Origin of the sequence: Novosphingobium ovatum (genome assembly GCF_009909235.1) — a bacterium.
In the GTDB taxonomy this organism is placed as follows: Bacteria; Pseudomonadota; Alphaproteobacteria; order Sphingomonadales; family Sphingomonadaceae; genus Novosphingobium; species Novosphingobium ovatum.
On record NZ_JAAAPO010000005.1, the window covers coordinates 214,361 to 241,272 of the forward strand.

Below are 26,912 nucleotides of genomic sequence, written 5' to 3' on the forward strand. Positions count from 1 at the left end.
TTGGTCACAGCGCGGCAAGGCGGTCACACCTGAAACCTCACACCCGCGCCACCGCCCGCGCCAATTCGCCCCGACGATAGGGCACCTGTGGCACCTGCGCCGGAGCCGGACCCAGCGCGCCCATCAGCCCGGTCAACAGATGGCCCAGCTTTTCCGGTTTGGAGGTGGTGACGCGCGTGTCCCACGCATGGCCCCCGCGCGCCGCCACCTTGCGCGCGATGGCGCCATAGATGCCCGCCGCGGACAACACCGCCCACCGGCAGCGCCAAGGCAACCGCGCCGCCCCGGCCCTTGCGCTGGCCTCATACACGGCGGCGGTATCACACATCCGCGCCACCATCGCCACCACGGCGGCGCGGTGCTGTGGAGCCATCACGTCCTGCGGCGCGACACCCGCCTGTGCCAACCAATCGCCCGGCAGGTAACAGCGCCCGCCCGCCTGATCCTCGGCAATGTCGCGGGCGATATTGCCCAATTGAAACGCGATGCCCAGATCGCAGGCGCGGTTCAGCGTGTCGGCGTCCTGTGGGTCCACCCCCATCACCATCGCCATCAACACCCCGACCGCCCCGGCAACGTGATAGCAATAGCCCAGCATCTCGACCTCGCTGGCCGGACGCCAACCGGCCGCGTCCAGCGCAAAACCGGCGATCACATCGCCTGTCTGCACGGCGGTAATGCCGCATTCGGCCGCCACCACGCCCAGCGCGTCAAAGGCGAAATGCCCCGTTGCATCCCCCGCCAGCGCGCGCGCCGTCAGCGACCGGATCAGGGCAAAGCGATCCTGATCGGACGCTCCATCTCCCAAAGCCCCGCCATGGTCCTGATCGTCGGCCAGATCATCGCACGCCCGGCACCACGCATACAGCAACCACACCCGCTCACGCGTGACCGGATCGAACAGCTTGCTGGCCGCGGCAAAGCTTTTGGAACCGCGCGCGATGCTGTCCCGTGCCGCCGCCACCAGGGCTGCCCGGTCGGGCTTTACAGACAGGGGCGCGGCCGCGCTCACAGGCTGGCCGGATCCATCTTGGTGATCGGCTCGGCCGGTTCATGGGCAGCCATGCGGTCCAGCAACAGGTCCAGCTCATGCTCGGCGATCAACAGGCCACGGTGCGCGGGCCGGACAAAGCCGACCTCGATCATGTGCCGCCACAGCGCGATCAGATGGTCGTAAAAGCCAAAGCTGTTGAGCACGCCCACCGGCTTGGCGTGATAGCCCAGCTGCGCCCAGCTCATCGCCTCCCACAATTCGTCCATGGTGCCCGTGCCGCCCGGCAGAGTCAGAAACCCATCGCACAGGCGGGTAAACTCGGCCTTGCGCTGGTGCATCGTGGTCACCTCGATCAACTGGGTACAGCCGCGATGCGCCACCTCGGCATTGACCAAAGCCTCTGGAATGACGCCGATCACCTCACCCCCGGCGGCCAACGCGGCATCGGCCACCGCCCCCATCAGGCCCAGCCGCCCACCGCCATAGACCACGCCAATCCCGCGCCGGGCCAGCGTGTCGCCCACCATCCGGGCCAGTTCGACATAGCGCGGATCAGCCGGGCTGGCCGAACCGCAATAGACGGCGATGTGTTTCATGGTTGTCCCTGCAAATCGGAAAGGATGAGGCCAGCGGTCGCCTTGGCGCTGCCGACAACGCCGGGAATGCCCGCCCCCGGATGGGTGCCAGCCCCCACCAGATAGAGGTTGGGGATCACGTCATCGCGGTTATGCCCACGGAAAAACGCGCTTTGCGTCAGGATCGGCTCCAGACTGAAGGCGCTGCCCATATAGGCCGACAGGTCGGTTTCGAAATCGGTGGGGGCATAGTGGAAGCTGGTGACGACACGGTCATGGATGTCGGGGATCAGGCGCAGGCCCACCTCGTCCAGAATGCGCTTGGCCAGAATGGGGCCCACCTCGTCCCAGTCCACCGACAGCTTGCCCCGGTGCGCCACCGGCACCAGCGCATAGAAGGTGCTGCGCCCCTCTGGCGCCATCGAGGGATCGCTGACGCTGGGATGGTGCAGATAGATCGAGAAATCGCGCGGCAGCACGCCATTGTTGTAAATATCGTCCAGCAGCCCCTTATACCGGGGTCCGAACAGGATCATGTGTTGCGGGATTTGCGGGAAGCTGCCCTCCAGCCCGAAATGGACGACAAACAGGCTGGGCGACCACCGCTTGCGCGCCAGGGATTTGGCCTGCGCCGCGCCGCGCGGGCTGTCGACCAGCAGGTCGCGATAGGTGTGCATCAGATCGCCATTGCTGGCCACCGCGTCAAAGCGTTCGCGCCAGCCGCTGCGGGTTTCCACCTCGGTCGCGCGGTTGCCGATGGTGTGGATGCGCACCGCCGGATCGTTCAACCGGATTTCGCCGCCCAAACGTTCAAACAGCGCCACCATGCCGGCGATCAGCCGGTTGGTGCCTCCGCGCGCCCACCACACGCCGCCATCCTTTTCCAGCTTGTGGATCAGGGCATAGATGCTGCTGGTGGCCATCGGATTGCCGCCCACCAACAACGTGTGGAACGAGAGCGCCTGCCGCAGCTTTTCCGACTTCACATAGCCGGCCACGCAATCATACACGCTGCGCCATGCCTGCTGCTTCATCAAAGCGGGGGCGGCGCGGATCATGCTTTTGAAATCAAGGAAGGGCACATGGCCCAGCTTGACATAGCCTTCCTCATAGACGGCGGCGGCATATTCGGCGAATTCGTCATAGCCCTGTTGATCGCCGGGGGCGACGCGGGCTATTTCGCTGCGCAGATGGCCTTCGTCGTTGGAATAATCGAAATGGGTGCCATCGGGCCAATGCAGCCGGTAAAACGGCATCACCGGCATCAGATCGACGTCCTTGGCGATGTCCTGCCCGGTTAACGCCCATAGCTCGGCCAGACAGGCCGGATCGGTCACCACCGTGGGTCCAGCGTCAAAGGTGTGGCCGTCCTTTTCCCATACATAGGCGCGGCCGCCGGGCTTGTCCCGCGCCTCGACAATGGTGGTGGCAATGCCTGATGATTGCAGCCGTATGGCCAGCGCCAATCCGCCAAACCCGGCGCCGATGACCGCGACACGCTTCATGCTGCTGTCCCTTTGCTGGCGCGATGCGCGCCGTTATGTTCCAGAATATCCAGCCGGGCCAAAGCCTGCCCCCGGCCCATCAACGCCCGCACCGCGCGGCCCACCGGCACCGGCGGGCGGCCCATCAGGATGCGCGCGCGGTCATAGGCACGGCTGCGCCCGGCATAGAAACGTTCAACCAGCCCGCGCTCCAGCCGATAGAAATGCTGGAACACCCGGTGCCTCTGTTCGGGCAGCGCCGCCGCAAAGGCCATATTGGCCAGCAAGCGATAGTAGCCGGTCTGATCCCAATGCGCCCGCGCCCAATCATCGGCAAAACGCGCCAGCGCCCCGGCCGACAGGTCGGGCATCTGGGCAATCACGCGGGCCGTCTCCACCGCCTTGGGCAGGGAAAAGCCGGTCAACGGATGGAACAGCGCGGCGGCCGATCCGATCCGGGGCAGCCCCTGATCAGTGGCGCGCCAGAACGCGCCGAAATCGCCACCGCCCACCACCGGCAAACAGCCCACCTCTTCCCGCTCAACCGCCGCAACGCGCAGGCCCTGACGCCCGGCATAGTCCATGATCGCCGCCCGCCATCCGGTCACATCGACATCGGGCGTGTCGGCGTAATAGGTGTCTTCGACAAACAGGCGGTCGGCGGCAAAAGGCAGGGTGTAGACAAAGCGATAGCCGTCGGTCTGGGCCACCTGTGCGTCCATGATTGTCGGCATCGCCTGACCATGGGGCGCATCGGTGCGCAGCATCAACCCGACAAATTTCTGCCAGCCGCCCGACAGATGCGGAAAGGCCGCACAGCCTCGCGCGTCGATCACAGCCCCCGCGGTAAAGCCACGCCCATCGGCCAGTGTGAAACCGCGCGGATGGGCGCTCACCACCTGCGCCCCCGTCATCAGCCCGCCAGCGGGCAAACGCTGCGCCAGCCGGTCGGCCAAGGCCTCGCTGGTGACGCTGGCATAGGGGGTGTCCAGTTGGCGCGCATAGGCGTCAAACCGCACGGTATAGGCGGGCCATTGCACGCTGATCAGCGGATCAATCAGCCAGCGGTCGGCATCCGCGATGTCACTGGAAAAAAACGACCATACGTGGTTGCCGCCGGGTTGCGCGCCGGATTCGACCAGCACCACCCGCAGTTCGGGGCGACGTTGCGCCAGCGCCAGCGCCAGCAGCCCGCCGGCCAGTCCCGCGCCCAGGATCGCCAGATCGAAATCGTCTTGTGCCATCCCCTCGACTGTTACGTGTTTAACGTTGCAAGGGCAAGGCATGCCCCCCGCGATTGCGCCAAAGGTCAGGGTGGCCGCCCCCGACCTGCACCTCTCCCTTACCAGACACAAGCCATGCCCGATCAATGGCTTTACGCGATTCCTTAAGCCCTGCGCCTTAGCATCGCCTGCTGGATCTGGGATTTGTGCATGGCCATTCTGCTTCTGGGCACCGCAAGTGTTTTTCCGGCAGGCGCGCTGCGTCGGCGGCTGGAGGCCTGTCTGCCGCAATGGCGCTGGCTGTGTGGCGAGGATGATGACCGCTCGCGCCCCGATCGACAGGCGATGTGGCAGGCCAGACAGGTGATCATGGGCCGGGCCGATCAGGCCATGGGGCCACCGCCCGTGTTCGTCACGCTGGAATGGCGCATGGGAGCCTATGACGGCCCCGGCCATGACGATTGCCCACCCCACCATAGCCACCTGATCATTGCCCCCCCGACGCTGGACAATCGGGCGCAGGCCGACCTGCTGCGCGCCATCCTTGCCGCAGAAGTGCTGACCGCCGACGATGCGCGCGGCTGGGTGCGGTTCACCCCCGACACCCCATGGCTGTCGGCCGGTGGCGCGGCATTGCTGCCCGCGCTGTTGCAGGATGGCGGCGCTCTGCCCGCGCTGTGCGCCACATTGGCCAACAGCGCCGACTCCCCGCCCCCCCTACCCGCGCCACTGGCCGCCAACAGCCCGGTCAGCCCCCCCGCGCTGGCGGGTTTGGGCGCGGCCGATGCCTTGCCGCCCGACCGGTCGGCCCGGCTGGGGCATGATGTGCTGGCCATTGCCGAAAACGAAAGGGCGCTGGCCCGCGCGCTCTCGGCCGAAGCCTGCGCCGCCCCCACGCCGCACCCGCCCGTGCTGGACGAAACCCCGCGCCCCGACCGCCTGCCCAGCCTGATCATCCTGTTACAGCACCCGGTCGAGATCGACTGGTCCCTGCTGTGCCAGAGTATTGCCGCGATTGACGCGCTGGCCGATTGGCGCTGCGTGGATGGCGCTGGGCCGACCCAAGGCGCGATCGCCTCTTTGGCGCATCATCAACGGCTGACCATCACCCCATGCGACACGCCCCTGCCCGCCTATGGGCTGGAACTGGCCATGCCGGCCAGCCACTGGCTGGAATCAGGCCCGGCATTGCAGGCACTGCGCCACCATGGGGCCTATCTGACGCTGCGCATGGAGCCTGATGACGCCGCCCACGATTGGCCCGCCCTGCGCCGACAAGGCGCCAAGGTGATGGCCATGGCGCTGGCCGTCCTGACCCATGGAGGCGCGGTGGTTGGCGTGATGAACGCAGCCTGCGGCACGCTGTTTACCGCAGATCAATTACCGCGCCTGCTGGCCCCCCTGCACGCCGACGAAGTGCCGCTGCAACTGTTTGTCCATTCCACCTTTCACAGCCTGACGACAGACGCGGTCAGCCTGTCGACCACTGGCCTGCTGCCCTTTGCCGGACACGAGCTGGAAACATGGAACGCGCCGAGCGACCTGGCGCAGGTGGCCGATATTCTCAGCCGCCTGCTGCGCTATTTGATCGCGCATGGCCCGGTGATCGGCCATGGCGACACCGCCGGGCAGGACATCAGCGATCGTGCGTTGCGCTGTTTTCACGGGCCCAGCCGCGCGCCGCGCGCGCAGCACCCCGCCCCGCCCGCGCTGATCGTGGAATTCGAGGGCAGCCCATCCAGCCCCCCGCCGCGCCCGATGCCCTCCATCCCCCGCAGCCTGCGCCGCCCCGGCCAATTCGGCCGCAAGGGGCTGTAATCGCCCCCACCATGCCCCTTTGGCCCTGTCACAAGCGCCCGCTTGCCAAGCCGGGACGCTTGGCCTAACCTGCCTGACGAACCCCCGGGGAGCCACGTGGCTGAGAGGTGGGAGTACCGTGCGCGGCGACCCACTGGCTCGTCATGCTCGGGGCGCCCCACGACCCGCAGAACCTGAACCCGTTAATCCGGGCGGAGGGAGGGAGCGTCTGGCTGGCCATATGGGTGTGCATTCCCACCCCGGCCCCGGCTCCCCCCTTCTCCCGATCGAGAGCAAAGAAAAGGCAAGCATAACGACAATACAAAACAGGAGAAGGTATGCAGGAAATCTGGGATCCAACCGCCTGGAGCAGCTTGCTGCTGGGTCTGGCCGCTCTTGCGGCGGGATCGGGCGCATTACGCAAACCGGGTGTATGGCAAACGATGATTGGCGAGGTCGAAGCCTCTCCGGCGCTGCAATTTGTCTGCGGCATGCTGGAACTGGTGGTGGGCGCGCTGGTCTATCTGTCCAACCCGTGGATTCCGGCCGACCCGCTGACCTGCATCCTGAAATCACTGGGCGGCGCGATGATGATCGAAGCATTGGCGATTGTCGCCGCCTGTGACCTGTACACCCAGATGTGGCTCAAATCCCTTGGTAATTTCCACAAGGGCTGGGCCGGCATCACCACCACCCTGGGCCTTGCCCTGACCATCGCCGGCATGGCGCGGTTGGGATAGCGCCCGCACCACCAACCAACCCCCAACCGCCAAAGGTAACCGACACTCCATGGCTGATATCAACTCCCGCCTTGAAATTGGCGTCACCACCGGTCCGATCCGTGGTTCGAAAAAGATCCACGTCCCCGTCCCCGGCAAACCCGACATCAAGGTCGCGATGCGCGAAATCTCGCTGGAGCCCGGCTCGGGCGAGCCGGCCGTGCGGGTGTATGACACCTCTGGCGCCTATACCGACCCCAATGCCACCATCGACATCGCGGCGGGCCTTGCCCCCATCCGCCGCGACTGGATCATGGCGCGCGGCGATGTCGAGGCCTATGACGCCCGCACCGTCAAGCCCGAGGACAACGGCCAGTTGGGCCCGGATCGCAGCGGCGGCGTCCCCGCTTTCCCGGCGGTCAATGCGCGCCCCCTGCGGGCAAAGGCCGGCATGAACGTCAGCCAGATGCATTACGCCCGCAAGGGCATCATCACGCCCGAAATGGAATATGTGGCCCTGCGCGAAAACATGGGCCGCGCCATGCTGAAGGATCAGCTGGAGCGTGACGGCAACAGCTGGGGCGCCGCGATCCCCGATTTCGTCACCGCCGAATTCGTGCGCGACGAGGTGGCCCGTGGCCGCGCCATCATCCCCAACAACATCAACCATCCCGAATCCGAACCCATGGCCATCGGCCGGAACTTCCTGGTCAAAATCAACGCCAACATCGGCAATTCGGCGGTCGCCAGCGACGTCGCCAGCGAAGTCGACAAGATGGTGTGGGCCATCCGCCACGGCGCCGACACCGTCATGGACCTGTCGACCGGGCGCAACATCCACGACACGCGCGAATGGATCCTGCGCAACAGCCCGGTTCCGATCGGCACCGTGCCGATCTATCAGGCGCTGGAAAAGGTTGGCGGCATCGCCGAAGAGCTGACGTGGGAAATCTTCCGCGACACGCTGATCGAGCAGGCCGAACAGGGCGTCGACTATTTCACCATCCACGCGGGCGTGCGCCTGCCCTATATCCCGCTGACCGCCAAGCGCGTCACCGGCATCGTTTCGCGCGGTGGCTCGATCATGGCCAAGTGGTGCCTTGCGCATCACAAGGAGTCGTTCCTCTACGAACACTTCGACGAAATCACCGAAATCATGAAGGCCTATGACATCGCCTACTCGCTGGGTGATGGCCTGCGCCCCGGCTCGATCGCCGATGCCAATGACGAGGCACAGTTTGCCGAACTCTACACGCTGGGCGAACTGACCAAGCGCGCATGGGAACAGGACGTGCAGGTGATGATCGAAGGCCCCGGCCACGTGCCGATGCACAAGATCAAGGAGAACATGGACAAGCAGCTGGCCGCCTGCGGCGAAGCGCCGTTCTATACGCTTGGGCCGCTCGTCACCGACATCGCGCCCGGCTATGACCACATCACGTCAGCCATCGGCGCGGCGCAGATCGGCTGGTTCGGCACCGCCATGCTGTGCTATGTCACGCCCAAGGAACACCTTGGCCTGCCCGACCGCCACGACGTCAAGGTGGGCGTTGTGACCTACAAGCTGGCCGCCCACGCCGCCGACCTCGCCAAGGGCCACCCGGCGGCCAAGCTGCGCGACGATGCCCTGTCGCGCGCGCGGTTCGAATTCCGCTGGCGCGATCAGTTCAACCTGTCGCTGGACCCCGACACCGCCGAACAATACCACGACCAGACCCTGCCCGCCGAAGGCGCGAAAACCGCCCACTTCTGCTCCATGTGCGGCCCCAAGTTCTGCTCCATGAAGATCACGCAGGAAGTGCGCGACTTTGCCGCCAAGCAAAACGCCCCCATCGAAACCTTTGCCGCCGCAGAGGACGCCGAAAAGGGCATGGCCGAAATGAGCGAAAAGTATAAATCCGGCGGCGACCTGTATATCCCCGCCGAATAACCGGCGTCACAGGCGATCATACAAAGGGTCGGAAGGGCAATGCCTTTCCGGCCCTTTTGTTTTGGGTTTGGGTTTGGAAGGGGGAAGGAGCCTCCGGCGGGCAAAGGGCGGGGGCCCTTTGCAATCCCGGAAATGATCGCGGTATCAATTCGCTGGATTCATACACCGCCGCAACGGGCGACAAGGGCTGGGAATGGGACATTCCGGTCTTTCAAGCGAAGCTTCTTCAACGTCAGCTTTAGCCGGAATGGGGCATTACCAGCCAAGTTGGATCGCGGCCATGGTCGACTGATCAGGCCACGTCCTGCTCACCGACAACGACACTTATCAATGGCACTTCTTCCTGGACTTGTAACGCATTTGTGCCGGTCACCTATTCCGCTATGCCACCTTCACTTCAAATGAGAAGGGGGCCGGTGCTGCTCTGATATGAATGCCGCCTACGAGCATTGTAGAATGCCGTTACTCTACTGGAAGATGGCGGCTTCTACCTGGCGCCCAGTTCGCGACTCGCCGCGCGGCATCATGGCGATGCCAGCTTACGATCCAGAGCCTCGGCGACCTTGATGATGGGAGCAGCCAGCGTCATCATCTGCTGAGCCGTCATCACTACGCGATCTCCTGACCTGAACGAAATGTGCTTGAAACTTTGCGCGGCGTAATTGTCCACATGACCTGCCCGATGTGCGATAACGTTGCGCAATATATATACGTCATTGAGGTACTCGAGGCCATTTGTCAGTGACTTGATCTTGAATGGCACTTCCTCAGCCATTCTAACTATACGCGCGCTTAAACCGCGAACCTTCATGACATCTCCATAGACCTTGTCCCCCGCTGCCGTTCGTTTGCCGACAGCCGGATCGTAAAATTTGGGTCGTGCCGCGAGATAGGCATCCACAAAATTGTTCAGATAAAGTTCGAAAGCGGCGGAGAGGATGATCAACCTGTTCGTGATCACTGCATCTTTGTACCTTGGGACGCGTTCAAGATACTGGTCTTTAGTGAGATTATCGAGCCTGCCCTGCACTTCGGGCGCATAGACCATCTCGTTCAGTAGCGCAGAGCTTGCGATCTGGGCGTAGCGGCTCCGCACCACGCTCTCCGCGATTGAGATTGAGAGCAATTCCGCCCACATCGAGTGGCAGGAATTACCCCAGACCACCTTCAAATCGCGCAAATACTCGGAATCCGCCATCAAATGTTCCCATGAAAAATGCGCCGACGCTAAGCCGACTACCAACGACGTAAAGCGGTGATGCGACTACCCAGAAACATAGTCAACATCGGCGCCTCGCCGAAGGCTAGGTGGCATTACACCAGAGAAGCTTTAGCTAATTAGAGATTTTGGCCGGCCAGACGGCCTCCTTGGACTAGCGCAATCGACCGCTTTAGGTGGGGCCAGACCTTTACCGGTACGGATGAGAACGGCGCATTCTGGTCGGAAGCCACCACCCATTCCCGGGATCGCAAAGGGCCCCCGCCCTTTGCCCGCCGGAGGCATCTTCTCTGCAAATCCCCCTTCCCTAACCGGCGAAAATCGCTCACCCAGCGAGTATGACCACCGCCAGCACGCCCAACGCCGCCGCCGATTTGGCGATCCGTATGCAACGCGCCGCGTTTAACCGGGCGCTGGCGCAGGGGGATCTGAACGCCATTACCGCCATTCTGCACCCCAATGTCACGCTGATCACCGGCAGCGACAGCGCTTTGCTGAACGGGCGCAAGGCGCAGTTGCAGGCGTGGAAGCGTGAATTTGGCGCAGCCCCCGCACAGCGCACCAACTATGTCCGCACGCCGGACGCGATTCATGTCAGCCCGGTCGAACCCATCGCGATGGAGACGGGCGCATGGCAGGGCGCAAACGCCACGACCGGCGCGGTACAGGCCTCGGGGCGCTATGCGGCGAAATGGCGCAATCTGGTGCCGCTGGGGCCAGCGCCGCAATGGGTGCTGATGGCCGAGATTTTCGTCACGCTGGCCTGACGCCCAACGCCAACGCCCTAATGCGCGCGGGCGATCAAGGTGAACAAGCGGTCCACCTCACCCTGCCACGCGGCGTGATGCGCGGGGGTCCAGCCATCGCCCGCCGCCGCCGCCAGCACCGCCACCAACAGGTCCAGCGCCCCGCGATAACGCTCCAGCGCGATGTCGCTGTGGTCGCGATGGGTGATGACCTGGGTGCGGGTCATCATCGGCACCCATTCCGCACCCTCGGCCTGCGCCAACAGCATGGACAGCATTTCGTTGACCATCAGCCCTTGCGAGCTGGTCTTGTTATAGAAATTGCCTTCCTCATCGGGATAGGTGGCGAAAAAGCGGGTAAAATACAGCGGCACGATATCCACATCGGCCAGCGCAATCACCTCCAGCGAGTCCAGCATGGCGGCATGGGCGTCCGGGCGGGCGGCGGTGATTGATTCATGCAACATGCATCAAATCTAACCCGCCGCCCCGCGCCCCGCCTTGCGGCAGATCAAGCCGCCGCCCGGCCCAATCTGTCCTACATCCGCCACGATGCGATAGACCACCCCACATGGACCATACCGCCGCCCCGCGCCGCCGCCGCCGCGTGCCAACCTTCACCCCTGTGCCCACCCGCGCGCGGGCCGATGGCTGGACGCCCGCGCGTCAGGCCGGTTTTATCGCCGCGCTGCATATCACCGGCCGGGTGGACAAAGCGGCGGCGGCGGTGGGCCTGTCGCGCCAATCGGCCTATCGCCTGCGCGAACGCGCGGACGCCGACAGCTTTGCCGCGGCGTGGGACGCGATCCTGTATAACCACGGCCAGCCCCTGCCGCGAAAGGTGACACAGACAGAATTGTTTCAACGTGTTCAGAACGGCGTGTTACGGCCGGTGGTCCATGCCGGACGGCATTGCCTAACCCTTTGTTTACAGGACAATAAAGCGCTGATGATGCTGATCCGCCACTTTGCCCGTGCGGGCGCTGGCGCCCCCGACGAACGGCTTGGTTGAAGGCGGCTAAATCATGCTTTTCCATCAACCAAACACCCCTTGTTCAGCCTCTTGCAAACCGGCCTTGGGCATGGATGGCTTGCGACTTGCCTGTGGGATATGGGCATGTCAGACACATGTTCAGTCGAAGCCACGGCCCAAAAGGGGGACCTGAAAACATGCGCTTGAAGTCACAGACACTGGCTGCCGCCACAGCGGCGATGATCGCGGGTGTATTGGCCGCCGTGGCCATGCCCGCCGCCGCGCAGCCCGCGCCGCCCATCATTGGCGGGCCGCCGATCGCGGGTGGATGGTCGCCGGTGGCCGATGCCGCCGCCAATCCGCGCGTGCTGGCCGCCGCCCGCGCCGCCGCCGGGCAATTGCCGGGGGGCAATGCCGCCGGGGTAAAGGTGGTCTCGGCCCGGCAACAGGTGGTTGCGGGCATGAATTACCAGATGGAAATCGTGCTGGCCGATGGCAGCCATTGGGACGTGACCGTCTGGGCAAAGCTGGACGGCGGGCATGAGATGACCAAATCCACCCGCCTGCCCGCGACGAAACCCGCGCCCACCACCCCGCCTGTGGCTGGTGGCGGCTCCGGGCTGCAATTGGCGGCCAATGGCGTGGTGCTGTCGGGCGGCCGCCCGGTCCGTTTTGGTACGCCGCAGGCACAGGTGCTCTCGCTGCTGGCCGCGCGCGGCAAGGCCAAGCTGGAGATGAACAGCGAATGCGGCGCGGGGCCGATCGAATTCGCCAGCTGGCCCGATGGGCTGAACCTGTTGTTTCAGGATGGCAAATTTGGCGGCTGGTCGATCAATGATGGCGGGCAAAAGCTGGCCACGACCAAGGGGTTGCGCATGGGCGGGCTGGAAACCAGCCTGCGCGCCGCTGGCCCGGTCTCGATCGAGCGCAGCACGCTGGGCCGCGAATTCACCGCTGGCGGTATCAGCGGCATCCTGAGCGAGGGCAAGCCCCCCGCCAAGATCACCGCGCTGTGGGCGGGCTTAAGCTGCGTTTTCCGCTAAGGCAAACGGGGGCGCGTGGGGCATATCCCCCGCGCCCTTGACCGCAGGCGGGATTACGCCTCGTCCGCCTCGGGGTTGGCGGCCTGACGCAAACCCTTGAAGCCCTGGGCAATCACATACCACTCGCTCGAATCCTTGCGGCTGGCGGGCGGCTTGGCATGTTTGACCGAGGTGAAGTTCTGCTTCAGGATCGTCAGCAGCCCCGGATCAGTGCCGCCGGCAAACACCTTGGCGACAAAATCACCGCCCTTGGCCAGATGCTGACAGGCAAAGTCCACCGCCAGTTCCACCAGCCCCATGGTGCGCAAATGGTCGGTCTGCTTATGCCCCACGGTGTTGGCCGCCATGTCCGATATCACCAGATCGGGCGCCCCGCCCAACGCTTCCATCAGCACATCGGGCGCCGCATCGTCCATAAAGTCCATCTGGAACAGGATCGCGCCCTCGATCGGATCGGTGGGCAACAGATCGATGCCCACCACCGCCGCCTGCGGGCTGCGTTGCCGCACGACCTGAGTCCAGCCCCCCGGCGCCACGCCCAGATCGACCACCCGGCGCGAGCCCTTGACCAGGCCATACTTGTCGTCCAGCTCGATCAGCTTGTATGCCGCGCGACTGCGATAGCCGTCCGCCTTGGCCTTTTTGACATAGGGGTCGTTCAACTGGCGCTGCAACCAGCGAGTCTGGCTGGCGGTGCGGCCTTTGGCGTTTTTCAACCGTGTGCCCGGATCACGTCCCGAACGGCTCATGCAGGCTTACCCCTTTGACTCAAACGGCGGATCAGCGCGCCATCCTGGCTGCCGATCAGGCTGCGCAGGATGCCTTCGCGGATGCCGCGATCGGCCACGCCCAGACGGCGGGCGGGCCACAGATCCAATATCGATTCCAGAATGGCGCAACCGGCCACCACCAGATCGGCGCGCTCCTTGCCGATGCAGGGCTGTTCGCGGCGCTGCGCCAGCGTCATGCCCGACAGGCGCTGGCTGATGCCGCGCATCGATTCGGCCGGAACGATCACGCCATCCACCGCGCTGCGGTCATATTGCGGCAGTTCCAGATGGACGCTGGCCAGCGTGGTGACCGTGCCACTGGTGCCCAACAGGCGCGGTTCGTGAACAGCCCCGCTGGCGGCCTGCATCGCGGCCAGCCGCTGGGCAAAACCGGCAAAGCTGTCGGCCACGCGCGCACGCATGTCGGCATAGCGCAGCGCGCGGGCGGTGGCATCCTCCACCTCGGCCGCGACCGTTTCGGTCAATGACACCACGCCCCACGGCACGCTGACCCAATCCAGAATGCGCGGCGGCGCGTCACCGCGCGCGTGATCTTCCTCGATCAGCACCAGTTCGGTCGAGCCGCCGCCAATGTCGAACACCAGCGCCGGCCCATGCCCCGGCTCCAGCAGGATGTGACAGCCCAGCACGGCCAGCCGCGCTTCCTCACGCGCGGAAATGATGTCCAGCCGGATGCCGGTTTCCTGCGCCACGCGGGCGATGAATTCGGCGCCATTGCTGGCCCGGCGGCACGCCTCGGTCGCGACGGAACGGGCCAGATGCACATGGCGGCGGCGCAATTTGTCGGCACAGATGCGCAATGCCCCCAAGGCGCGGTCCATCGCCGCGTCAGACAAGCGCCCGGTCTGCGCCAAGCCTTCGCCAAGGCGCACAACGCGACTGAACGCGTCGACCACCACAAAGCCGTCATGCGCGGGCCGCGCGATCAACAGGCGGCAATTGTTGGTGCCCAGATCGATCGCGGCATAGGACTGACGCGGATGCGACAGCGGCGCGGGATCCTGACGCAGTTCGGGCACCAGCACGCGCGGCGGAACCGGCCGCGCGGGCGGCGGCGTGGGTTTGGCTGACGCGGCAACATCGGCGTTGCGTGGCGATCCGTTGCGCGCGCGTCCACCGCGCCCGCGCCCCTTGCGAGGGCGCGAACGCTCTGCGCCCGCCGCATTGCCGCCAACAGGTTCCCCCTTGGACGTGGCAACGCCAGCGTCTGCCTCCATACCCGACCGGGCAGCCGCGACCACCCCGCCATCGCTGCTCCTGCCATCGCCCTTGCCCCCCTTGTGGGTGGCATTCGCGCGGCTGATCGGGCGCGACGGCGATGCTGCGGCACCGTCCGGTCGACCGCCGGCCAGCGGGGTGTCCACAGTGACGCTGTTGGCCGGGCGCCGCACCTTGCGAGAACGCCGTCTGGACCGTTTGCCCCTGCCCCGTTCGTCACGGGCTGCTGCCGGCGGAGTGTGATCCGCCATGTCAAATTACTCAAAAACGATATGTGCCTGCCAAATGCGACAGGATTTCACCGCTCATGCTAGCGCCCCAACCGCCATCGGGCAAGCTTGCGTTGTAGCCAGCATTCCGCCAGAGGCGCAAAGGCGTCAAACAGCGCCATCTTTCCGCTTGACGAAGGGGATCGGCCTGCCTAGAGGGGCGCTCCACGTTGCCCCGTCGTCTAACGGCAAGACTACGGATTCTGATTCCGTCTATCGAGGTTCGAATCCTCGCGGGGCATCCAATTTCCTGACATCGGCGGATATTTGGCAAACACCGGGCATTTTCCGGTGGCGTGATCGCGCCTGTCAGGCCGCGCGCAACAGCCGCGAGACACTGGCAGCCAAGGCACGCGGCGACAGCGCCGATTTAAGCAGGACCTGCTGCGCACAGCCCTCCAGCATCTGCCGTTCGGCCTGTTCCAGCGGCATGCCGGTAATCACCACCACTGGCAGATCGGCCTTTTCACCCTGACGAATCTGGCGCAACAGGGTCAGCCCGTCGCCCCCCGCCATGCGCAGATCGGTGATCACCAGCGCGATGCCTCCGTCCTGCAACACCGCGCGCGCCGCTTCGCCATCGCGGGTACAAACCACGTCGAAACCAGCCTGACGCAGGCCACGCTCGTACAAGGCGCTGGTGGCGTCATCATCCTCCACCAGCAGCACCCGGCCCTGACTCGGCTGCGCATACAGCGCCAGGATCTCGTCCAGATCACCTGTACGCACCGGCTTGACCAGATGATCACTCGCCCCGCGTTCCATGATCAGGCGGCGGCGATCATCAACGCTGATCACCACCACCGGAATGTCGCGCAACTCGGGCTGCGCGCCCAAGGCGTCGAGCACCCCCAAACCGTCGACACGCGGCAGGTTGATATCCAGCAGGATCAGATCGGGTATTAATTGCGCGGCGCATTCCAGCCCGGCCTGACCATCCACAGCGATCGCCACATCATATCCCGCGCGCTCCAGCAAGCGATCCAGCAGGTCGCTGCACCCCGGCTCGTCATCGATCACCAAGGCCAGCGGACGCGCGCGGTCGGGCCGGATGCGGGCAGGGGCAGGCATGGTCACCACATCATCCATCACCTCGCCATCACCCTGCGCCGCAGCATCGCGCGGCACGCGGATGGTGAAAACCGAGCCAAAACCAACCTCGCTGGTCACCCCCACCGAGCCGCCCATCATCCGGGTAAAGCTGTCGATCAGCGCCAGTCCCAGACCCGTTCCGCCATATCGCCGGGTCGTGCTGGCGTCGGATTGCGAAAAGGGCTGGAACAGTTTGGCGATGCCTTCCTCGGCAATGCCGATGCCGGTGTCAGACATTTCGAACACCAGATCACTGCCATCTTCGCGCACCTGCAATTCGATAAAGCCGCCCTTGGTGAACTTGCAGGCGTTGCTGCCCAAATTCAACAGACACTGGCGCAGCTTGGTCGAATCGCCAAACACCATCCCCAGCGCCTCGTCCATCCGCACGTTCAGCGTATTGCCGTTGCGCTGCGCCAATGGGGCCAACAGCGCCTGCACCTCACCCACCATCTTGCGCAGGTCATACGAGTGCAGGTCCAGTTCCATCCGCCCGGCCTCGATCTTGGACAGGTCCAGCAGCGAATTGATCAGTTCCAGCAGTTGCTGCGATGAACTCCACACCCAGTTCACGTCCTCAACGCTGCGTACCAGACCAGCGCGGTTGAGATCCTCGCGCAGCACTTCGGCATAGCCGATGATCGCGTTGAGCGGCGTGCGCAATTCGTGGCTCATATTGGCCAGGAATTCGGATTTGGCCACACTGGCCGCCTGCGCGGCATCGCGCGCTTCGGCCAGTTCGGCCATCGTCACCTTGAGCGAACAGTTCTGCTCCTCGCTCTGCTGCACCAGGGCATAGGCCTGCGTGAACATCGCGTGGCAGCGGATCGCCATATAGCCGGTCCCCACCAGTTGCAGCGTCAGAATGATCGCATGGTACAGAAAACGCAGCCAATTGGTGCCGTCTGGATAGACGTAATAGGGCAGGATCAGGTTGAACGTCAGATGCTGGACCGCGGTGTGCAGACAGGCCACCAACAGCGTTTTCCAGCAGAAAAAGATCAGCAACAGCGCCGCCAGCACGAAATACAGCATATGCGCGTCAAGCTGATAGGGCGTATAGGAGGTGGCGTAGATGAACGTGTCATAATTGTTCATCAGGCACACCGACAGTACCAGCCGGGTGGCCAGCGAGGTGGGCGCCCGCCAACTGAAAACCGTGCCCACCACAGCATTGATCAGCGAGACCGACAAGGCCAAGGTCGCGGAATTGCCGGCACCTTGGGCGATCACGACATTGACCACCACCATGACCCACAGCGCTGCGGCAAAGCTCCGGCTGGCCACCCGGCGCAGCGCGATCAGGCCGGGCACGTCAGTCTCGGTCGAGGGTAGGGAAAATTGCATTGCGCCAGTGTCTCTATGCTTCGTCCGCGCAAAGCCGATCAGTCAGAACAGGTCAGCCCGCAGGTAAGGAACGGCCCCTGTCAGTGACAGGACCGCGCGGGGCTGACATTAACGCGCAAACTTCAAGGCTTGGTAGGGTGGCAACCCGCGCGATTACATAGGGCGTGAACCGATTGCATTGGCGCAATTGCACGCCTGCGCCGGACAACAAAAAGGGCGGGGATAGCCCCGCCCTGTCTGCCCCTTTCGGGCCGCGCCTGCGCCCACTGGCGCCGCGATCAGTTCGCCTTGAGATAGGCGATGATGTCAGCGCGTTCCTGCGGGTTCTCGATACCGGCAAAGGTCATCTTGGTGCCCGACGCCATCGCGCGCGGGCTGGTCAGCCACTTGTCCAGCAAAGCCTCGTCCCACTTGCCGCCCAGCTTGGCCAGATCGGCAGAGTACGAGAAGCCCGCCGCCTTGGCGACGTCACGGCCCACAACCTTGGCCAGATTCGGACCAACGCCATTGGCGCCGCCCGGCGTAATGGTGTGGCACGCCGCGCATTTGGCAAAGGCCGTCTGGCCCTTGGCCGCGTCACCCACCACAGCCACCGCCGCAGGCGCAGCGCCAGCCGCGGGCGCCGCCGGAACGGCGGGCAACGGCAGGTTCGAGCCCAACTTGTTCAGATAGACCATGACATTGGCGCGATCCTCAGCCGACTCCAGACCGGCAAAGGTCATCTTGGTGCCATCGGCAAAACCGCGCGGGTTCTTCAGCCAGTCGTTCATGCTGGCAAAATCCCACTTGCCACCCTTGCCCGACAGCGCGGCCGAGAACGCGAATCCAGCGCGCCCCTTGCCGATTTCCTCGCCCATCACGCCATACAGATTCGGGCCAACGCCATTCGCGCCGCCCTGAGTCGCGGTATGGCAAGCCGCGCATTTCTGGAAAACCTGCTCGCCCTTGGCCGGATCAGCCTTGGCCAACAGCGCCTCGATCGAGGGCTCAGCGGCTGCGCCCGCGCCTTCGGCCGAAACGCCCGCAATGGAGTAACCCATTGTTTCAGGACGACCTTCCTTGTCAGCTCGGAAATAATGGCCCGACAAACTGGCAAGGCCCAGAGCCACAATGCCAGAGCCCAGCACCCAACCCGCAATGGTATTGAAACGACCGCTCATCAACTATGCCCCGTCCCGAAATGCGATACAACTTTTGCCCACTTCACTAGTGAGCAGGCAACACAAGCGCAAGAACCATTGCGGGATGCCGCATGGAGCCTTATGCGCATGCCCCCTATGCACAGCTTTCCTCAGCCCGCTCTGATCCAAGTCAAATCATTGACGACAATCGCTGAAGCCGATCCGGCGCGTGCCGTGGCGTTCCAGGGAGCGCCCGGATGCAATTCGCATCGCGCGGCACTGGAGTATGCCCCCGACTGCGCGCCGCTGCCGTGTTTTTCGTTCGAGGACGCGCTGGATGCGGTAAAAGAGGGCCGTGCAGACCGCGCGATGATCCCCATCGAAAACTCGCAACATGGCCGAGTCGCGGATATCCATTTCCTGCTGCCCGAAAGCGGCCTGTCGATCGTGGGCGAGCATTTCCTCTCGATCCACCACGCGCTGATGGCCCTGCCGGGGGCAACCGGGCCGTTTGCCGCCGCCTATTCGCACCCGCAGGCACTGGGCCAGTCGCGCCACTTTCTGCGCGAGCGCGGCATCGTGCCGATGGCCTATGCCGACACGGCCGGGGCCGCCGCCTTTGTCAAGGAACAGGGCGATCCGCAGGCCGCGGCCATTGCTCCGGCTCTGGCGGCCGAACTCTATGGGCTGGACATCATCCAGACCCATGTCGAGGACGCGGCCAACAACACCACCCGCTTTGTCGTGCTCTCGCGCCAGCCACTGGACCCGGCGACGCTGACCGGCGCGCCCGCGATGACCACGCTGATCTTCGAGGTCAAGAACATCCCGGCCGCCCTGTTCAAGGCGCTGGGCGGCTTTGCCACCAACGGCGTCAACATGACCAAGCTGGAAAGCTACCAGAAGGGGGCCAGCTTCTCGGCCACGATGTTCTATGTCGATATCGTGGGTGTGCCGGGCGATCCGGCGGTGGACCGCGCGATCGAGGAACTGGCCTTTCACACAAAGGACCTGCGCCTGTTGGGCAGCTACGCGCAGGCCCGTCCCAGGGGGTAAACGCCATCCCAGGCGCCCCCGCCAACGCCTTGTGAACGCTTACCCTTTGCGCTTGCCAGCGGGAGGGTGGCGTGCCAGACCCATGCCGCAAGTGGGGAGCGGCGATGCGGGCCTGTGGGCAGGTAATCAGCGACAAGGCCGGAATCCGCCGTCGGGGGATTGCCCTGAGCGGCGGCTTGGTGCTGATGGCGGCGGCCGCCATGCCGCTACAGGCACGCATGACCATCGAGGCCGATAAACAGACCGCCAACCAATCGGCCATGGATGGTCAGCCGGTCCGCCCGTTCAACGGCGTCGACCTGCCCTCTGACGTGCCCGAACCGGTTGAGCCCAGCGATTCGGCCGACAAGGGCGGCGAGTATGACGGCCCGCCCATGCCAGCGCCGCCGCCCGCCGCCGTATCGCCCGACACGCAACGCCGCTGGCAACAGGTGCACGGGCAGGCCGATCTGCAATTTGCCCCCCTGCCCGCTGAAAAGCCGCAACAGCCCCCGCCCGCCTGGCTGAAAAGGCTGGGTGAATGGCTGGAGGGATGGGGCAAGGCGATCGACAACGCGCTGGCGCCCTTGGCCCGCATGCTGGGCGGGGCGTGGCCGGTGTTGCGCTATGTGATGCTGGGGCTGATCGCGCTGGGGCTGGGCTATCTGGTGTGGCGCATCGGCGCCAATCTGGGCTGGTGGCAGGGCCGTTCGGCCAGTTCCGGTGCCGCCCCCGAACCGGCATGGACACCAACACAGCAACAGGCGCTGGGCCTGCTGGAGGACGCCGATGCGCTGGCCGCGCAGGGCCGCTATGACGAGGCGGCGCATCTGTTGCTGTTGCGCAGTTTCGCCCAGATCGGACAAGCCCGCCCCGAATGGCTGACCCCCGCCAGCACCGCGCGCGAAATGGCCGATCTGCCCGCCCTGCCCTATGTGGCGCGCAAGGCTTTTGCCGCGATCACCGCCGCGGTGGAGGCGGGGCGCTATGCCCTGCGGCCGCTGGATCACGCCGACTGGCAAATGGCCCGCGCCGCCTATGCCGATTTCGCGCTGCAAAGGCTGACCGCATGAGCGCCGGGGCGGACGCCATCGATGCGGGCGTGGGCCGCGCCCGCCCGACCTTTTCGGTGGGCACGGTGCTGGCGCTGGTGGTGCTGGGCGCGGGGCTGTTTCTGGCGGTGCTGTGGATGCTGGGCAATGGGGTCGGGCTGAACAACGACCGCGACAACATCGCCCATGGCCGTGCGGTCGGGCTGAACGGCTATGCCGGGCTGGCGCGGATGGCGCAGGCCGCCGGCCATCCGTTGCGCTATACCCACGACACCCCCGCCGCCCGCCAGCCCGGCCTGTTGATCATCACGCCACAACAATGGGTGGACGGGGCCGACATTCAAAAGCTGATCGATGCCCATTGCAGCTATGGCCCGACGCTGCTGATCGTGCCCAAATGGTGGGCGGTGCCCGCCTCGATCAAGCGGCCCGGCGCGCAGAAGGGCTGGGTGCAATTGGGTGAGGCGCAATCGCCCGAATGGCACGATTTTCAGGATGCCATCACGCTCTCGATCGTCAAACGGACCGATCCCGTGGCCCGCTGGGTGGTGCCCGAGGGCGCGCCCGCGCTGACCACCCGCCTGCCCCATCCCGAAGCGATGCAGATCAGCGATGCCTTTGACGAAAAGGACCGCCCGGTGCTGCGCCCGCTGGTGACGGCGGCCGATGGCGCGGTGCTGGCCGCGCGCCCGATGGACATGCCCTGCCTGCCAGAGGGCCTTGCCGTTACCGCCAATGCGCATACGCCTTTCCCCCAAACCTTTGTGTTTGAACCTGATTTGATGAACAACATGGCGCTCTCCACGCCACAGGGCGCCGCCATGGCCGAGGCGTTGGTCAATGCCGCCATGGGCCGGGTGCCCGCTTCCACGCCGATCACCTTTGACATGTCGCTGGCCGGGCAGAAACGCACGCCCAGCCTGCTGACACTGGCGGTCACGCCGCCCTATCTGGCAGCAACGCTGGCGCTGGTGCTGGCGGCGCTGGCGGCGGGGTGGCGGGCGTTCTGCCGCTTTGGCCCGCCGCTGGCGCCGCTGCGCGCGATCGCGCTGGGCAAAAGCGCGCTGGTGGCCAATGCCGCCGCGCTGATCCGCCGCGCCGGGCGGTTGCACTTGCTGCCGGGGCCCTATGCCGATGGGGTGCGCGGGCGGCTGATCGCCGCGCTGGGCCTGCCGCAACACGCCGATCCGGCGCAAAGCGAAGCCGCCATCGACCGCGCCCTGCACGCCCGCGCGCCCGATTTGCCGCCGTTTTCCGCCACCAGCGCCGCCCTGCGCACCGCGCGCAAACCGACTGATATCCTGCGTCATGCGCAAACGCTGCATGCCATCGAGAGGACCCTGACGCGATGACCGACACGCCGACCCTGCCGGGGGCCAGCCCCGCCCTCCCCCTGTCCGAGGTGCGCGTTCTGGCCGAAGCCATCCGCGCCCAGATCGCCAAGGGCGTGGTGGGTCAGGACACCACGGTCGAACATCTGCTGGTGGCGCTGATGGCGCGCGGGCATGTACTGCTCGAAGGGCCGCCGGGGACGGCTAAAACCTTTTTGGCGCAATGTTTTGCCCGCGCGGTGGGGCTGGATTTCGGGCGTATCCAGTTCACCCCCGATCTGATGCCGGGCGATATTCTGGGCAGCAACCTGTTCAATTTCCAGACCAGCCAGTTCACCCTGACGCGCGGGCCGATCTTTTGCGACATGCTGTTGGCCGACGAAATCAACCGCACCCCGCCCAAAACGCAGGCCGCCCTGCTGGAGGCGATGCAGGAGCGGCGCGTGACGCTGGACGGCAAGGCGCATCCCCTGCCCGATCACTTCATGGTGGTGGCGACGCAAAATCCCATTGAATCCCAAGGCGTTTACCCCCTGCCCGAGGCGCAGCTGGACCGCTTCCTGTTCAAGCTGGAGATCCCCTATCCGACCGAGGCCGAAGAGGCGCGGATCGTGGCCAGCTATGGCGGGCATGCAGGGCCGGTGTCGCCGGTCGATGTGGGCATCAGCGCCTGCGCCGATGCGGGCGTGCTGGCGGCGGCGGCGCAGGCCGTGGCAGGGGTGACCTTGGCACAGCCGGTGGTGGATTATGTCGTCCGCCTGATCCGGGCGACGCGGGACAATGCCGATCTGGCCTGTGGCGCCTCCCCCCGCGCGGCGGTGTTGCTGGCCAATGCGGGGCGGGCGCGCGCCGCGCTGGCGGGGCGCGATTATGTTGTACCTGACGACATTAAGGCGCTGGCTCCGGCCGTGTTGCGGCACCGTTTGCTGCTGTCGCCCGCGGCCGAGATCGAGGGCAAGGCGACGCAGGTCTTGGTCGCCCAGTTGATCGAGCAGACCGAGGCGCCGCGCTGATCGCGATGCGGACGGCAACCACCTCTCGACTGAACGCGGTGGCCCGGCGCCTGGGCGCATGGGCGGTGCGCCTGCGCCCGCCAGTGGTGCCTTCGGCGCGCTGTGTGGCGGGGCTGGTGGGGCTGGCCGTGGTCGCGCTGGTGGTGGCAACGGTGCAACCGCAAAACTGGGCGGTGGTGCCGCTGGCGGGGCTGGCGCTGATGGCACTGACGCTGGCCGATGGCATGGTGGCGGGGCGCTTGATCGACGCTGCCGTCCAGCCCCCGGCGCAGGCCGAGGTGGGCGCGGACACCCCGATCCGCGTCACCGCGCGCCTGTCAGGCGGCGCGGCGGTGGTACAGGCCAGTCTGGCGATGGACCCGCGCCTGTGTGCCGATCCGGCGCAGGGCGGGCGGGTGGACCTGACGCTGACGCGCGAAACGGGCGGGCACTATCAAGGCCGGGCAGTGATCGCGCCTGCCCGGCGGTGCAGCGGGGCGATCACCGGCCTGTGGCTGCGCTGGAGCGGCCCGCTGGGGCTGGGGCTGCGGCAATATCACCGCCCGGTCGATGCTACGCTCCGGGTACTGCCCAATGTGGCGCTGCTGCGTTCGCCCGCATTGCAGGCCTATTTGCGCGATTCCGACATCGGCCTGATCGCGCGGCGGCTGCGCGGCGATGGCACCTTGTTTGAAACGCTGGCCGAATATCAGCCGGGCATGGACCGCCGCCGCATCGACTGGAAGGTGTCGGCCCGCCACGCCCATCTGTACGCCAAGGAATACGAGAACGAGCGTAACAACCAGATCGTCTTTGCGCTGGATTGCGGGCAGGCGATGTGTGAGCCGGTGGGCGGGCTGCCCCGGCTGGACAGGGCGGTGTCGGCCGCGCTGGCCACGGCGTGGGTGGCGCTCAAGGGGGGGGATCGCTCCGCGCTGTTCGGCTTTGGCGGGCAGGTGATGCTGGCCACGCCCTTTGCCAGCCATGTGCGCGATTTTGCCGCGCTGCGCAGCGATGCGGCCACGCTGGACTATGAAAGCCGCGAGCCCAATTTCACGCTGGCGCTGGCGACACTGGCAACGCGCTTGCAACGCCGGTCGCTGATTGTGGTGTTTTCCGATTTTTCCGATCCCACCAGCGCCGAACTGATGGTCGAGGCGGTGGGTAGGCTGATCGCGCGGCACCGGGTGCTGTTTGTCACCATGCGCGACGAGGAACTGGACAGCTTTGCCCGCGCCACGCCGCAGGGGATGGAGCAGGTGGCGATGGCCGTGGCCGCGCAAGCCCTGTTGCGCCAGCGCGCGATGGTGACGGGGCGGTTGCGGCAGATGGGCGTCGACGTGATCGAAGCGCCCTATCAGGCGATCGGCATGCGCTTGCTGGACGCCTATCTGAAGATCAAGCGGCGGGGTGGCATCGGATGAGCGAGGCGGCAACCGGCCCGCGCAGGCTGTGGAACGGGCTGAAGGAGCGGTTTTCCGGCACAGTGCCCCCACCGCCGGACGCGGGCATCGCGCAGGTGCTGCGGTCTGACCGCTTCCGCCTGCTGCGTGAAGGCGACTGGCGGCGGCTGGACACCATCGTCACCCGGCTGGAAAAGGGGCAGGTGCGGCGCCTGTCGGACGAGGATGTGCTGGAGATGCCGGTGCTGTACCGGCAATTGGTCTCGGGCCTGTCGGTGGCGCGCGAAACTTCGCTGGATGCGGCCACGCTGCAATGGCTGGAGGCGCTGGCGCAGCGCGCGTGGTTTCAGATCCACGGCCCGCAGATCACGCTGAGCGGTTGGCTGGGCGGGTTTTTCCGTGGCGGGTGGAGCCGCGCGGTGCGCGCCATCCATATCGACATCTGGATCGCGCTGGCGCTGATGGTGGCGGGCACGGTGGTGGGCTGGATGCTGTGCGCGCATGATCCGGCGTGGTATGACACGCTGGTGCCGGGCGAATTCATCCGCAACACATCGGCCACGCGCGAACAATTGCACGACACCTTGTTCAAATCGGAAGGCGAGATGCTGGGCGCCTTTGCCGCCTATCTGTTCAGCCACAACGCACAGGTGGCGATCCTGTGTTTCGCGCTGGGCTTTGCCATGGGACTGCCGACCTTGATGCTGCTGGTGCAGAACACCGGACAATTGGGCGCGTTCGTCTGGCTCTATGCGCAAAAGGGGCTGATGGTGGAATGCATCGGCTGGCTCTCGATCCATGGCACGACCGAGCTGTTCGCCATCCTGCTGGCCGGTGGCGCGGGGCTGCATGTCGGGCGCTCGATCGCTTTTCCGGGGGCGCGTTCGGTGCTGGAATCGGCGGCGGCGGCGGGGCAACGCGCGGCGGTGGTGATGCTCGGCGTGGTGCTGATGCTGGTGGTGGCGGGCCTGCTGGAAGGCATCGGGCGGCAGACGGTCAATGACACCGTGGCGCGGCTGTTGATCGGAGGCGTGATGCTGACGTTCTGGACGGGCTATTTCGCGCTGGCCGGGCGGCGCGGCGGAGGCGCGGCATGAGCGGGCCCCGTTCCACCGCTGCCGCGCGGCGCCAATACCAGACCCGCCGCGCCCGCCGCGAGCGTCAGGTCGTAACGCCCGAGGGTCTGACACTGACCTTTACGCTGGCGACGCGGGGCGCGCGGGTGGCGGCGCTGTTGCTGGACGTGTTTCTGGTGTTTCTGGTGCTGATCGGCTTTGCCATTGCGGTCGGCACCATTGCCAATTTTCTGGACGTCAGCAAATCGCCCGTGCTGCGTGAATTGCAGGAAGTGTTCCTGATCCTGCTGTTCGCGGGGCTGTTTCTGCTGCGCTATGGCTGGCTGCTGTGGTTTGAGCTGGGGCCGCGCGGGGCCTCGCCGGGCAAAAGGATGCTGGGCATTCGCGTGGCGGCGCGCGGTGGTGGGCGGTTGACGCCCGACATGGTGATCGCCCGCAACCTGTTGCGCGATCTGGAAGTGGTGTTCCCGCTGGCCTTTGTCCCGGCGCTGTTCCAGCCCGATGATCAATCGCCACTGGCGCTGGCGCTGGGGGCGTGGTTTGCGATTTTTGCCCTGTTCGCGCTGACCAACCGCGACAATCTGCGCCCCGGAGACCTGATCGCGGGGACTTGGGTGGTGGAAACGCCGCGCCGCCGCCTGGTGCAAACCATGTCGGCGGCCACCCATGCGCAAAGCCATCCCAACCAGACCGCCTATGCCTTTTCCGACGAGGATCTGGCGGTGTATGGTGAATTCGAACTGCAAACGCTGGAGCGCGTGCTGCGTTCGGCGCAGCAGGGCCAGATGGAGGCCGTGGCCCAGTCGATCTGCGCCAAAATCGGCTGGAACGCGCCATCCGGCTATGAGGTCCAGCCATTTCTGGACGCCTATTACACGCAATTGCGCGCCAGGCTGGAACGCGGGCTGCGGCTGGGCCAGCGCAAGAGCGACAAGTTCGACGCGGGGCGCAACGCATGACTCTGGACATCCGCCAGGACGATCTGACCGGGCCGGACATCGCCGCCCTGCTGGCCTATCATCTGGAGCAGATGCACAGTTGGTCCCCCGCGTGCAAGGTACACGCCATGCCGATCGAGCGGCTGCGCGCCGATGATGTGACGTTCTATGCCGCGTGGCGCGATGGGGCGTTGGTCGGTTGCGGCGCGATCAAGCATCTGGACTCGCACACCGGCGAACTGAAATCCATGCGCGTCGCCCCCGCGCATCTGGGCCAGGGTATCGGCCGGGCGATCCTGTTGCACCTGATGGGCGTGGCACGGACCCGCGGCTATCGCCGGCTGTTGCTGGAAACCGGGCGGCCAGAGGCGTTCACCCCCGCCCGCCGCCTGTACGAATCGGCCGGTTTCGTCGAATGCCCCGCTTTTGGCGATTACGTGTCCGATGACTTCAGCCTGTGCATGGCGCGCGACCTGTAACCCACACTGCCCCAAAGTCATCGCCGCTTCGCATTTGCGGCGCAGGACCAATCGGCTATAGGCAG

At 65.5% G+C, this 26,912-nt stretch carries 24 protein-coding genes and 1 tRNA gene; 15 read left to right on the plus strand and 10 right to left on the minus strand.

Features of this window, described 5'->3' with window-relative positions; translation table 11 throughout:
- Positions 1 to 37: 37 nt before the first annotated feature.
- From GTZ99_RS13385 to crtY, 4 genes are read right to left on the minus strand one after another with little or no spacing between them, the layout of a single operon-like run.
- The gene (locus GTZ99_RS13385) at positions 38 to 1,012 is read right to left on the minus strand and encodes a phytoene/squalene synthase family protein (RefSeq protein ID WP_161719684.1); all 975 of its coding nucleotides are present in this window, start codon (positions 1,010 to 1,012) and stop codon (positions 38 to 40) included.
- Positions 1,009 to 1,590: an LOG family protein gene (locus GTZ99_RS13390; RefSeq protein WP_161719686.1), complete on the minus strand. Its 582-nt coding sequence runs from the start codon at positions 1,588 to 1,590 to the stop codon at positions 1,009 to 1,011. The genes GTZ99_RS13385 and GTZ99_RS13390 overlap by 4 nt, the downstream gene beginning before the upstream one ends.
- The gene (locus GTZ99_RS13395; RefSeq protein WP_161719688.1) at positions 1,587 to 3,074 is read right to left on the minus strand and encodes a phytoene desaturase; all 1,488 of its coding nucleotides are present in this window, start codon (positions 3,072 to 3,074) and stop codon (positions 1,587 to 1,589) included. The genes GTZ99_RS13390 and GTZ99_RS13395 overlap by 4 nt, the downstream gene beginning before the upstream one ends.
- Complete coding sequence (crtY, locus tag GTZ99_RS13400; protein WP_161719690.1) at positions 3,071 to 4,297, minus strand: lycopene beta-cyclase CrtY; 1,227 nt, start codon at positions 4,295 to 4,297, stop codon at positions 3,071 to 3,073. Before crtY ends, GTZ99_RS13395 begins: the two co-directional genes overlap by 4 nt.
- 189 nt (positions 4,298 to 4,486) lie before the next feature.
- On the opposite strand from crtY, the gene GTZ99_RS13405 reads away from it, so the two are divergent.
- The 3 genes from GTZ99_RS13405 to thiC all read left to right on the plus strand — a co-directional run bounded on the left by GTZ99_RS13405 (position 4,487) and on the right by thiC (position 8,722).
- Positions 4,487 to 6,094 (plus strand): DUF4261 domain-containing protein, encoded by a 1,608-nt coding sequence (locus GTZ99_RS13405; protein ID WP_161719692.1) that lies wholly within the window; start codon positions 4,487 to 4,489, stop codon positions 6,092 to 6,094.
- Positions 6,095 to 6,411: 317 nt separating this feature from the next.
- Entirely contained in the window at positions 6,412 to 6,813 is a 402-nt protein-coding gene (locus GTZ99_RS13410) for a hypothetical protein (protein ID WP_161719694.1), read from the plus strand.
- A gap of 49 nt (positions 6,814 to 6,862) precedes the next feature.
- Positions 6,863 to 8,722 (plus strand): phosphomethylpyrimidine synthase ThiC, encoded by a 1,860-nt coding sequence (gene thiC / locus GTZ99_RS13415; RefSeq protein ID WP_161719696.1) that lies wholly within the window; start codon positions 6,863 to 6,865, stop codon positions 8,720 to 8,722.
- Between the two features lie 523 nt (positions 8,723 to 9,245).
- Here the strand turns inward: thiC and GTZ99_RS13420 are convergent.
- Positions 9,246 to 9,920, minus strand: a complete 675-nt coding sequence (locus GTZ99_RS13420) for a hypothetical protein (RefSeq protein WP_161719698.1) — start codon at positions 9,918 to 9,920, stop codon at positions 9,246 to 9,248.
- A 359-nt stretch (positions 9,921 to 10,279) separates the two neighbouring features.
- Here GTZ99_RS13420 and GTZ99_RS13425 point away from each other — a divergent pair, with 359 nt between their 5' ends.
- Entirely contained in the window at positions 10,280 to 10,708 is a 429-nt protein-coding gene (locus GTZ99_RS13425; RefSeq protein WP_161719700.1) for a DUF4440 domain-containing protein, read from the plus strand.
- 17 nt (positions 10,709 to 10,725) lie between these two features.
- Here GTZ99_RS13425 and GTZ99_RS13430 read toward each other — a convergent pair whose 3' ends face one another.
- The gene (locus tag GTZ99_RS13430) at positions 10,726 to 11,154 is read right to left on the minus strand and encodes a hypothetical protein (protein WP_161719702.1); all 429 of its coding nucleotides are present in this window, start codon (positions 11,152 to 11,154) and stop codon (positions 10,726 to 10,728) included.
- Positions 11,155 to 11,258: 104 nt separating this feature from the next.
- Here GTZ99_RS13430 and GTZ99_RS13435 point away from each other — a divergent pair, with 104 nt between their 5' ends.
- A complete protein-coding gene (locus GTZ99_RS13435; RefSeq protein ID WP_161719704.1) occupies positions 11,259 to 11,699 on the plus strand; it encodes a hypothetical protein in 441 nt (146 codons plus the stop codon).
- A gap of 158 nt (positions 11,700 to 11,857) precedes the next feature.
- Positions 11,858 to 12,703 (plus strand): cystatin family protein, encoded by an 846-nt coding sequence (locus GTZ99_RS13440; protein ID WP_161719706.1) that lies wholly within the window; start codon positions 11,858 to 11,860, stop codon positions 12,701 to 12,703.
- A 53-nt stretch (positions 12,704 to 12,756) separates the two neighbouring features.
- On the opposite strand, the gene GTZ99_RS13445 is transcribed toward GTZ99_RS13440, so the two are convergent.
- On the minus strand, positions 12,757 to 13,452 hold the full coding sequence (locus tag GTZ99_RS13445; RefSeq protein WP_161719708.1) for an RlmE family RNA methyltransferase: 696 nt from the start codon (positions 13,450 to 13,452) through the stop codon (positions 12,757 to 12,759).
- On the minus strand, positions 13,449 to 14,711 hold the full coding sequence (locus GTZ99_RS13450) for a Ppx/GppA phosphatase family protein (RefSeq protein WP_161720055.1): 1,263 nt from the start codon (positions 14,709 to 14,711) through the stop codon (positions 13,449 to 13,451). Before GTZ99_RS13450 ends, GTZ99_RS13445 begins: the two co-directional genes overlap by 4 nt.
- 441 nt (positions 14,712 to 15,152) lie before the next feature.
- On the opposite strand from GTZ99_RS13450, the gene GTZ99_RS13455 reads away from it, so the two are divergent.
- Positions 15,153 to 15,226, plus strand: a tRNA-Gln gene (locus GTZ99_RS13455).
- 64 nt (positions 15,227 to 15,290) lie between these two features.
- On the opposite strand, the gene GTZ99_RS13460 is transcribed toward GTZ99_RS13455, so the two are convergent.
- Complete coding sequence (locus tag GTZ99_RS13460; RefSeq protein WP_161719710.1) at positions 15,291 to 17,420, minus strand: hybrid sensor histidine kinase/response regulator; 2,130 nt, start codon at positions 17,418 to 17,420, stop codon at positions 15,291 to 15,293.
- Positions 17,421 to 17,698: 278 nt separating this feature from the next.
- Positions 17,699 to 18,580 carry a c-type cytochrome gene (locus tag GTZ99_RS13465; protein ID WP_161719712.1) on the minus strand — a complete coding sequence of 294 codons (882 nt, stop codon included), beginning with the start codon at positions 18,578 to 18,580 and terminating at the stop codon, positions 17,699 to 17,701.
- A gap of 117 nt (positions 18,581 to 18,697) precedes the next feature.
- Here GTZ99_RS13465 and GTZ99_RS13470 point away from each other — a divergent pair, with 117 nt between their 5' ends.
- From GTZ99_RS13470 to GTZ99_RS13505, 8 genes are all read left to right on the plus strand, one after another.
- Positions 18,698 to 19,597, plus strand: coding sequence for a prephenate dehydratase (locus tag GTZ99_RS13470; protein WP_161719714.1), 900 nt, complete (start codon positions 18,698 to 18,700; stop codon positions 19,595 to 19,597).
- 71 nt (positions 19,598 to 19,668) lie between these two features.
- On the plus strand, positions 19,669 to 20,649 hold the full coding sequence (locus GTZ99_RS16865) for a DUF4129 domain-containing protein (RefSeq protein ID WP_227711343.1): 981 nt from the start codon (positions 19,669 to 19,671) through the stop codon (positions 20,647 to 20,649).
- Positions 20,646 to 21,980 carry a DUF4350 domain-containing protein gene (locus tag GTZ99_RS13480; protein WP_161719716.1) on the plus strand — a complete coding sequence of 445 codons (1,335 nt, stop codon included), beginning with the start codon at positions 20,646 to 20,648 and terminating at the stop codon, positions 21,978 to 21,980. The genes GTZ99_RS16865 and GTZ99_RS13480 overlap by 4 nt, the downstream gene beginning before the upstream one ends.
- Positions 21,977 to 22,972: an AAA family ATPase gene (locus GTZ99_RS13485; protein WP_161719718.1), complete on the plus strand. Its 996-nt coding sequence runs from the start codon at positions 21,977 to 21,979 to the stop codon at positions 22,970 to 22,972. Before GTZ99_RS13480 ends, GTZ99_RS13485 begins: the two co-directional genes overlap by 4 nt.
- A 5-nt stretch (positions 22,973 to 22,977) precedes the next feature.
- On the plus strand, positions 22,978 to 24,375 hold the full coding sequence (locus GTZ99_RS13490) for a DUF58 domain-containing protein (RefSeq protein ID WP_161719720.1): 1,398 nt from the start codon (positions 22,978 to 22,980) through the stop codon (positions 24,373 to 24,375).
- A complete protein-coding gene (locus tag GTZ99_RS13495; RefSeq protein ID WP_161719722.1) occupies positions 24,372 to 25,451 on the plus strand; it encodes a stage II sporulation protein M in 1,080 nt (359 codons plus the stop codon). Before GTZ99_RS13490 ends, GTZ99_RS13495 begins: the two co-directional genes overlap by 4 nt.
- Positions 25,448 to 26,389, plus strand: a complete 942-nt coding sequence (locus GTZ99_RS13500; protein WP_161719724.1) for an RDD family protein — start codon at positions 25,448 to 25,450, stop codon at positions 26,387 to 26,389. The genes GTZ99_RS13495 and GTZ99_RS13500 overlap by 4 nt, the downstream gene beginning before the upstream one ends.
- Positions 26,386 to 26,847 carry a GNAT family N-acetyltransferase gene (locus GTZ99_RS13505; protein ID WP_161719725.1) on the plus strand — a complete coding sequence of 154 codons (462 nt, stop codon included), beginning with the start codon at positions 26,386 to 26,388 and terminating at the stop codon, positions 26,845 to 26,847. The genes GTZ99_RS13500 and GTZ99_RS13505 overlap by 4 nt, the downstream gene beginning before the upstream one ends.
- The last annotated feature ends 65 nt before the right edge of the window (positions 26,848 to 26,912 follow it).

Excerpts from the sequence above, each read along its gene's own strand:
- GTZ99_RS13470 (WP_161719714.1), top strand. The coding sequence starts at position 18,698 with ATGCACAGCTTTCCTCAGCCCGCTCTGATCCAAGTCAAATCATTGACG.
- GTZ99_RS13430 (WP_161719702.1), bottom strand. The coding sequence starts at position 11,154 with ATGTTGCATGAATCAATCACCGCCGCCCGCCCGGACGCCCATGCCGCC.
- GTZ99_RS13450 (WP_161720055.1), bottom strand. The coding sequence starts at position 14,711 with ATGGAGGCAGACGCTGGCGTTGCCACGTCCAAGGGGGAACCTGTTGGC.
- GTZ99_RS13420 (WP_161719698.1), bottom strand. The coding sequence starts at position 9,920 with ATGGCGGATTCCGAGTATTTGCGCGATTTGAAGGTGGTCTGGGGTAAT.
- GTZ99_RS13405 (WP_161719692.1), top strand. The coding sequence starts at position 4,487 with ATGGCCATTCTGCTTCTGGGCACCGCAAGTGTTTTTCCGGCAGGCGCG.
- thiC (WP_161719696.1), top strand. The coding sequence starts at position 6,863 with ATGGCTGATATCAACTCCCGCCTTGAAATTGGCGTCACCACCGGTCCG.
- GTZ99_RS13490 (WP_161719720.1), top strand. The coding sequence starts at position 22,978 with ATGCGGACGGCAACCACCTCTCGACTGAACGCGGTGGCCCGGCGCCTG.
- GTZ99_RS13480 (WP_161719716.1), top strand. The coding sequence starts at position 20,646 with ATGAGCGCCGGGGCGGACGCCATCGATGCGGGCGTGGGCCGCGCCCGC.
- GTZ99_RS13425 (WP_161719700.1), top strand. The coding sequence starts at position 10,280 with ATGACCACCGCCAGCACGCCCAACGCCGCCGCCGATTTGGCGATCCGT.
- GTZ99_RS13390 (WP_161719686.1), bottom strand. The coding sequence starts at position 1,590 with ATGAAACACATCGCCGTCTATTGCGGTTCGGCCAGCCCGGCTGATCCG.
- GTZ99_RS13395 (WP_161719688.1), bottom strand. The coding sequence starts at position 3,074 with ATGAAGCGTGTCGCGGTCATCGGCGCCGGGTTTGGCGGATTGGCGCTG.
- GTZ99_RS13465 (WP_161719712.1), bottom strand. The coding sequence starts at position 18,580 with ATGAGCGGTCGTTTCAATACCATTGCGGGTTGGGTGCTGGGCTCTGGC.
- GTZ99_RS13495 (WP_161719722.1), top strand. The coding sequence starts at position 24,372 with ATGAGCGAGGCGGCAACCGGCCCGCGCAGGCTGTGGAACGGGCTGAAG.
- GTZ99_RS13485 (WP_161719718.1), top strand. The coding sequence starts at position 21,977 with ATGACCGACACGCCGACCCTGCCGGGGGCCAGCCCCGCCCTCCCCCTG.
- GTZ99_RS13445 (WP_161719708.1), bottom strand. The coding sequence starts at position 13,452 with ATGAGCCGTTCGGGACGTGATCCGGGCACACGGTTGAAAAACGCCAAA.
- GTZ99_RS13460 (WP_161719710.1), bottom strand. The coding sequence starts at position 17,420 with ATGCAATTTTCCCTACCCTCGACCGAGACTGACGTGCCCGGCCTGATC.
- crtY (WP_161719690.1), bottom strand. The coding sequence starts at position 4,297 with ATGGCACAAGACGATTTCGATCTGGCGATCCTGGGCGCGGGACTGGCC.
- GTZ99_RS13435 (WP_161719704.1), top strand. The coding sequence starts at position 11,259 with ATGGACCATACCGCCGCCCCGCGCCGCCGCCGCCGCGTGCCAACCTTC.
- GTZ99_RS13505 (WP_161719725.1), top strand. The coding sequence starts at position 26,386 with ATGACTCTGGACATCCGCCAGGACGATCTGACCGGGCCGGACATCGCC.
- GTZ99_RS13440 (WP_161719706.1), top strand. The coding sequence starts at position 11,858 with ATGCGCTTGAAGTCACAGACACTGGCTGCCGCCACAGCGGCGATGATC.
- GTZ99_RS13410 (WP_161719694.1), top strand. The coding sequence starts at position 6,412 with ATGCAGGAAATCTGGGATCCAACCGCCTGGAGCAGCTTGCTGCTGGGT.
- GTZ99_RS13500 (WP_161719724.1), top strand. The coding sequence starts at position 25,448 with ATGAGCGGGCCCCGTTCCACCGCTGCCGCGCGGCGCCAATACCAGACC.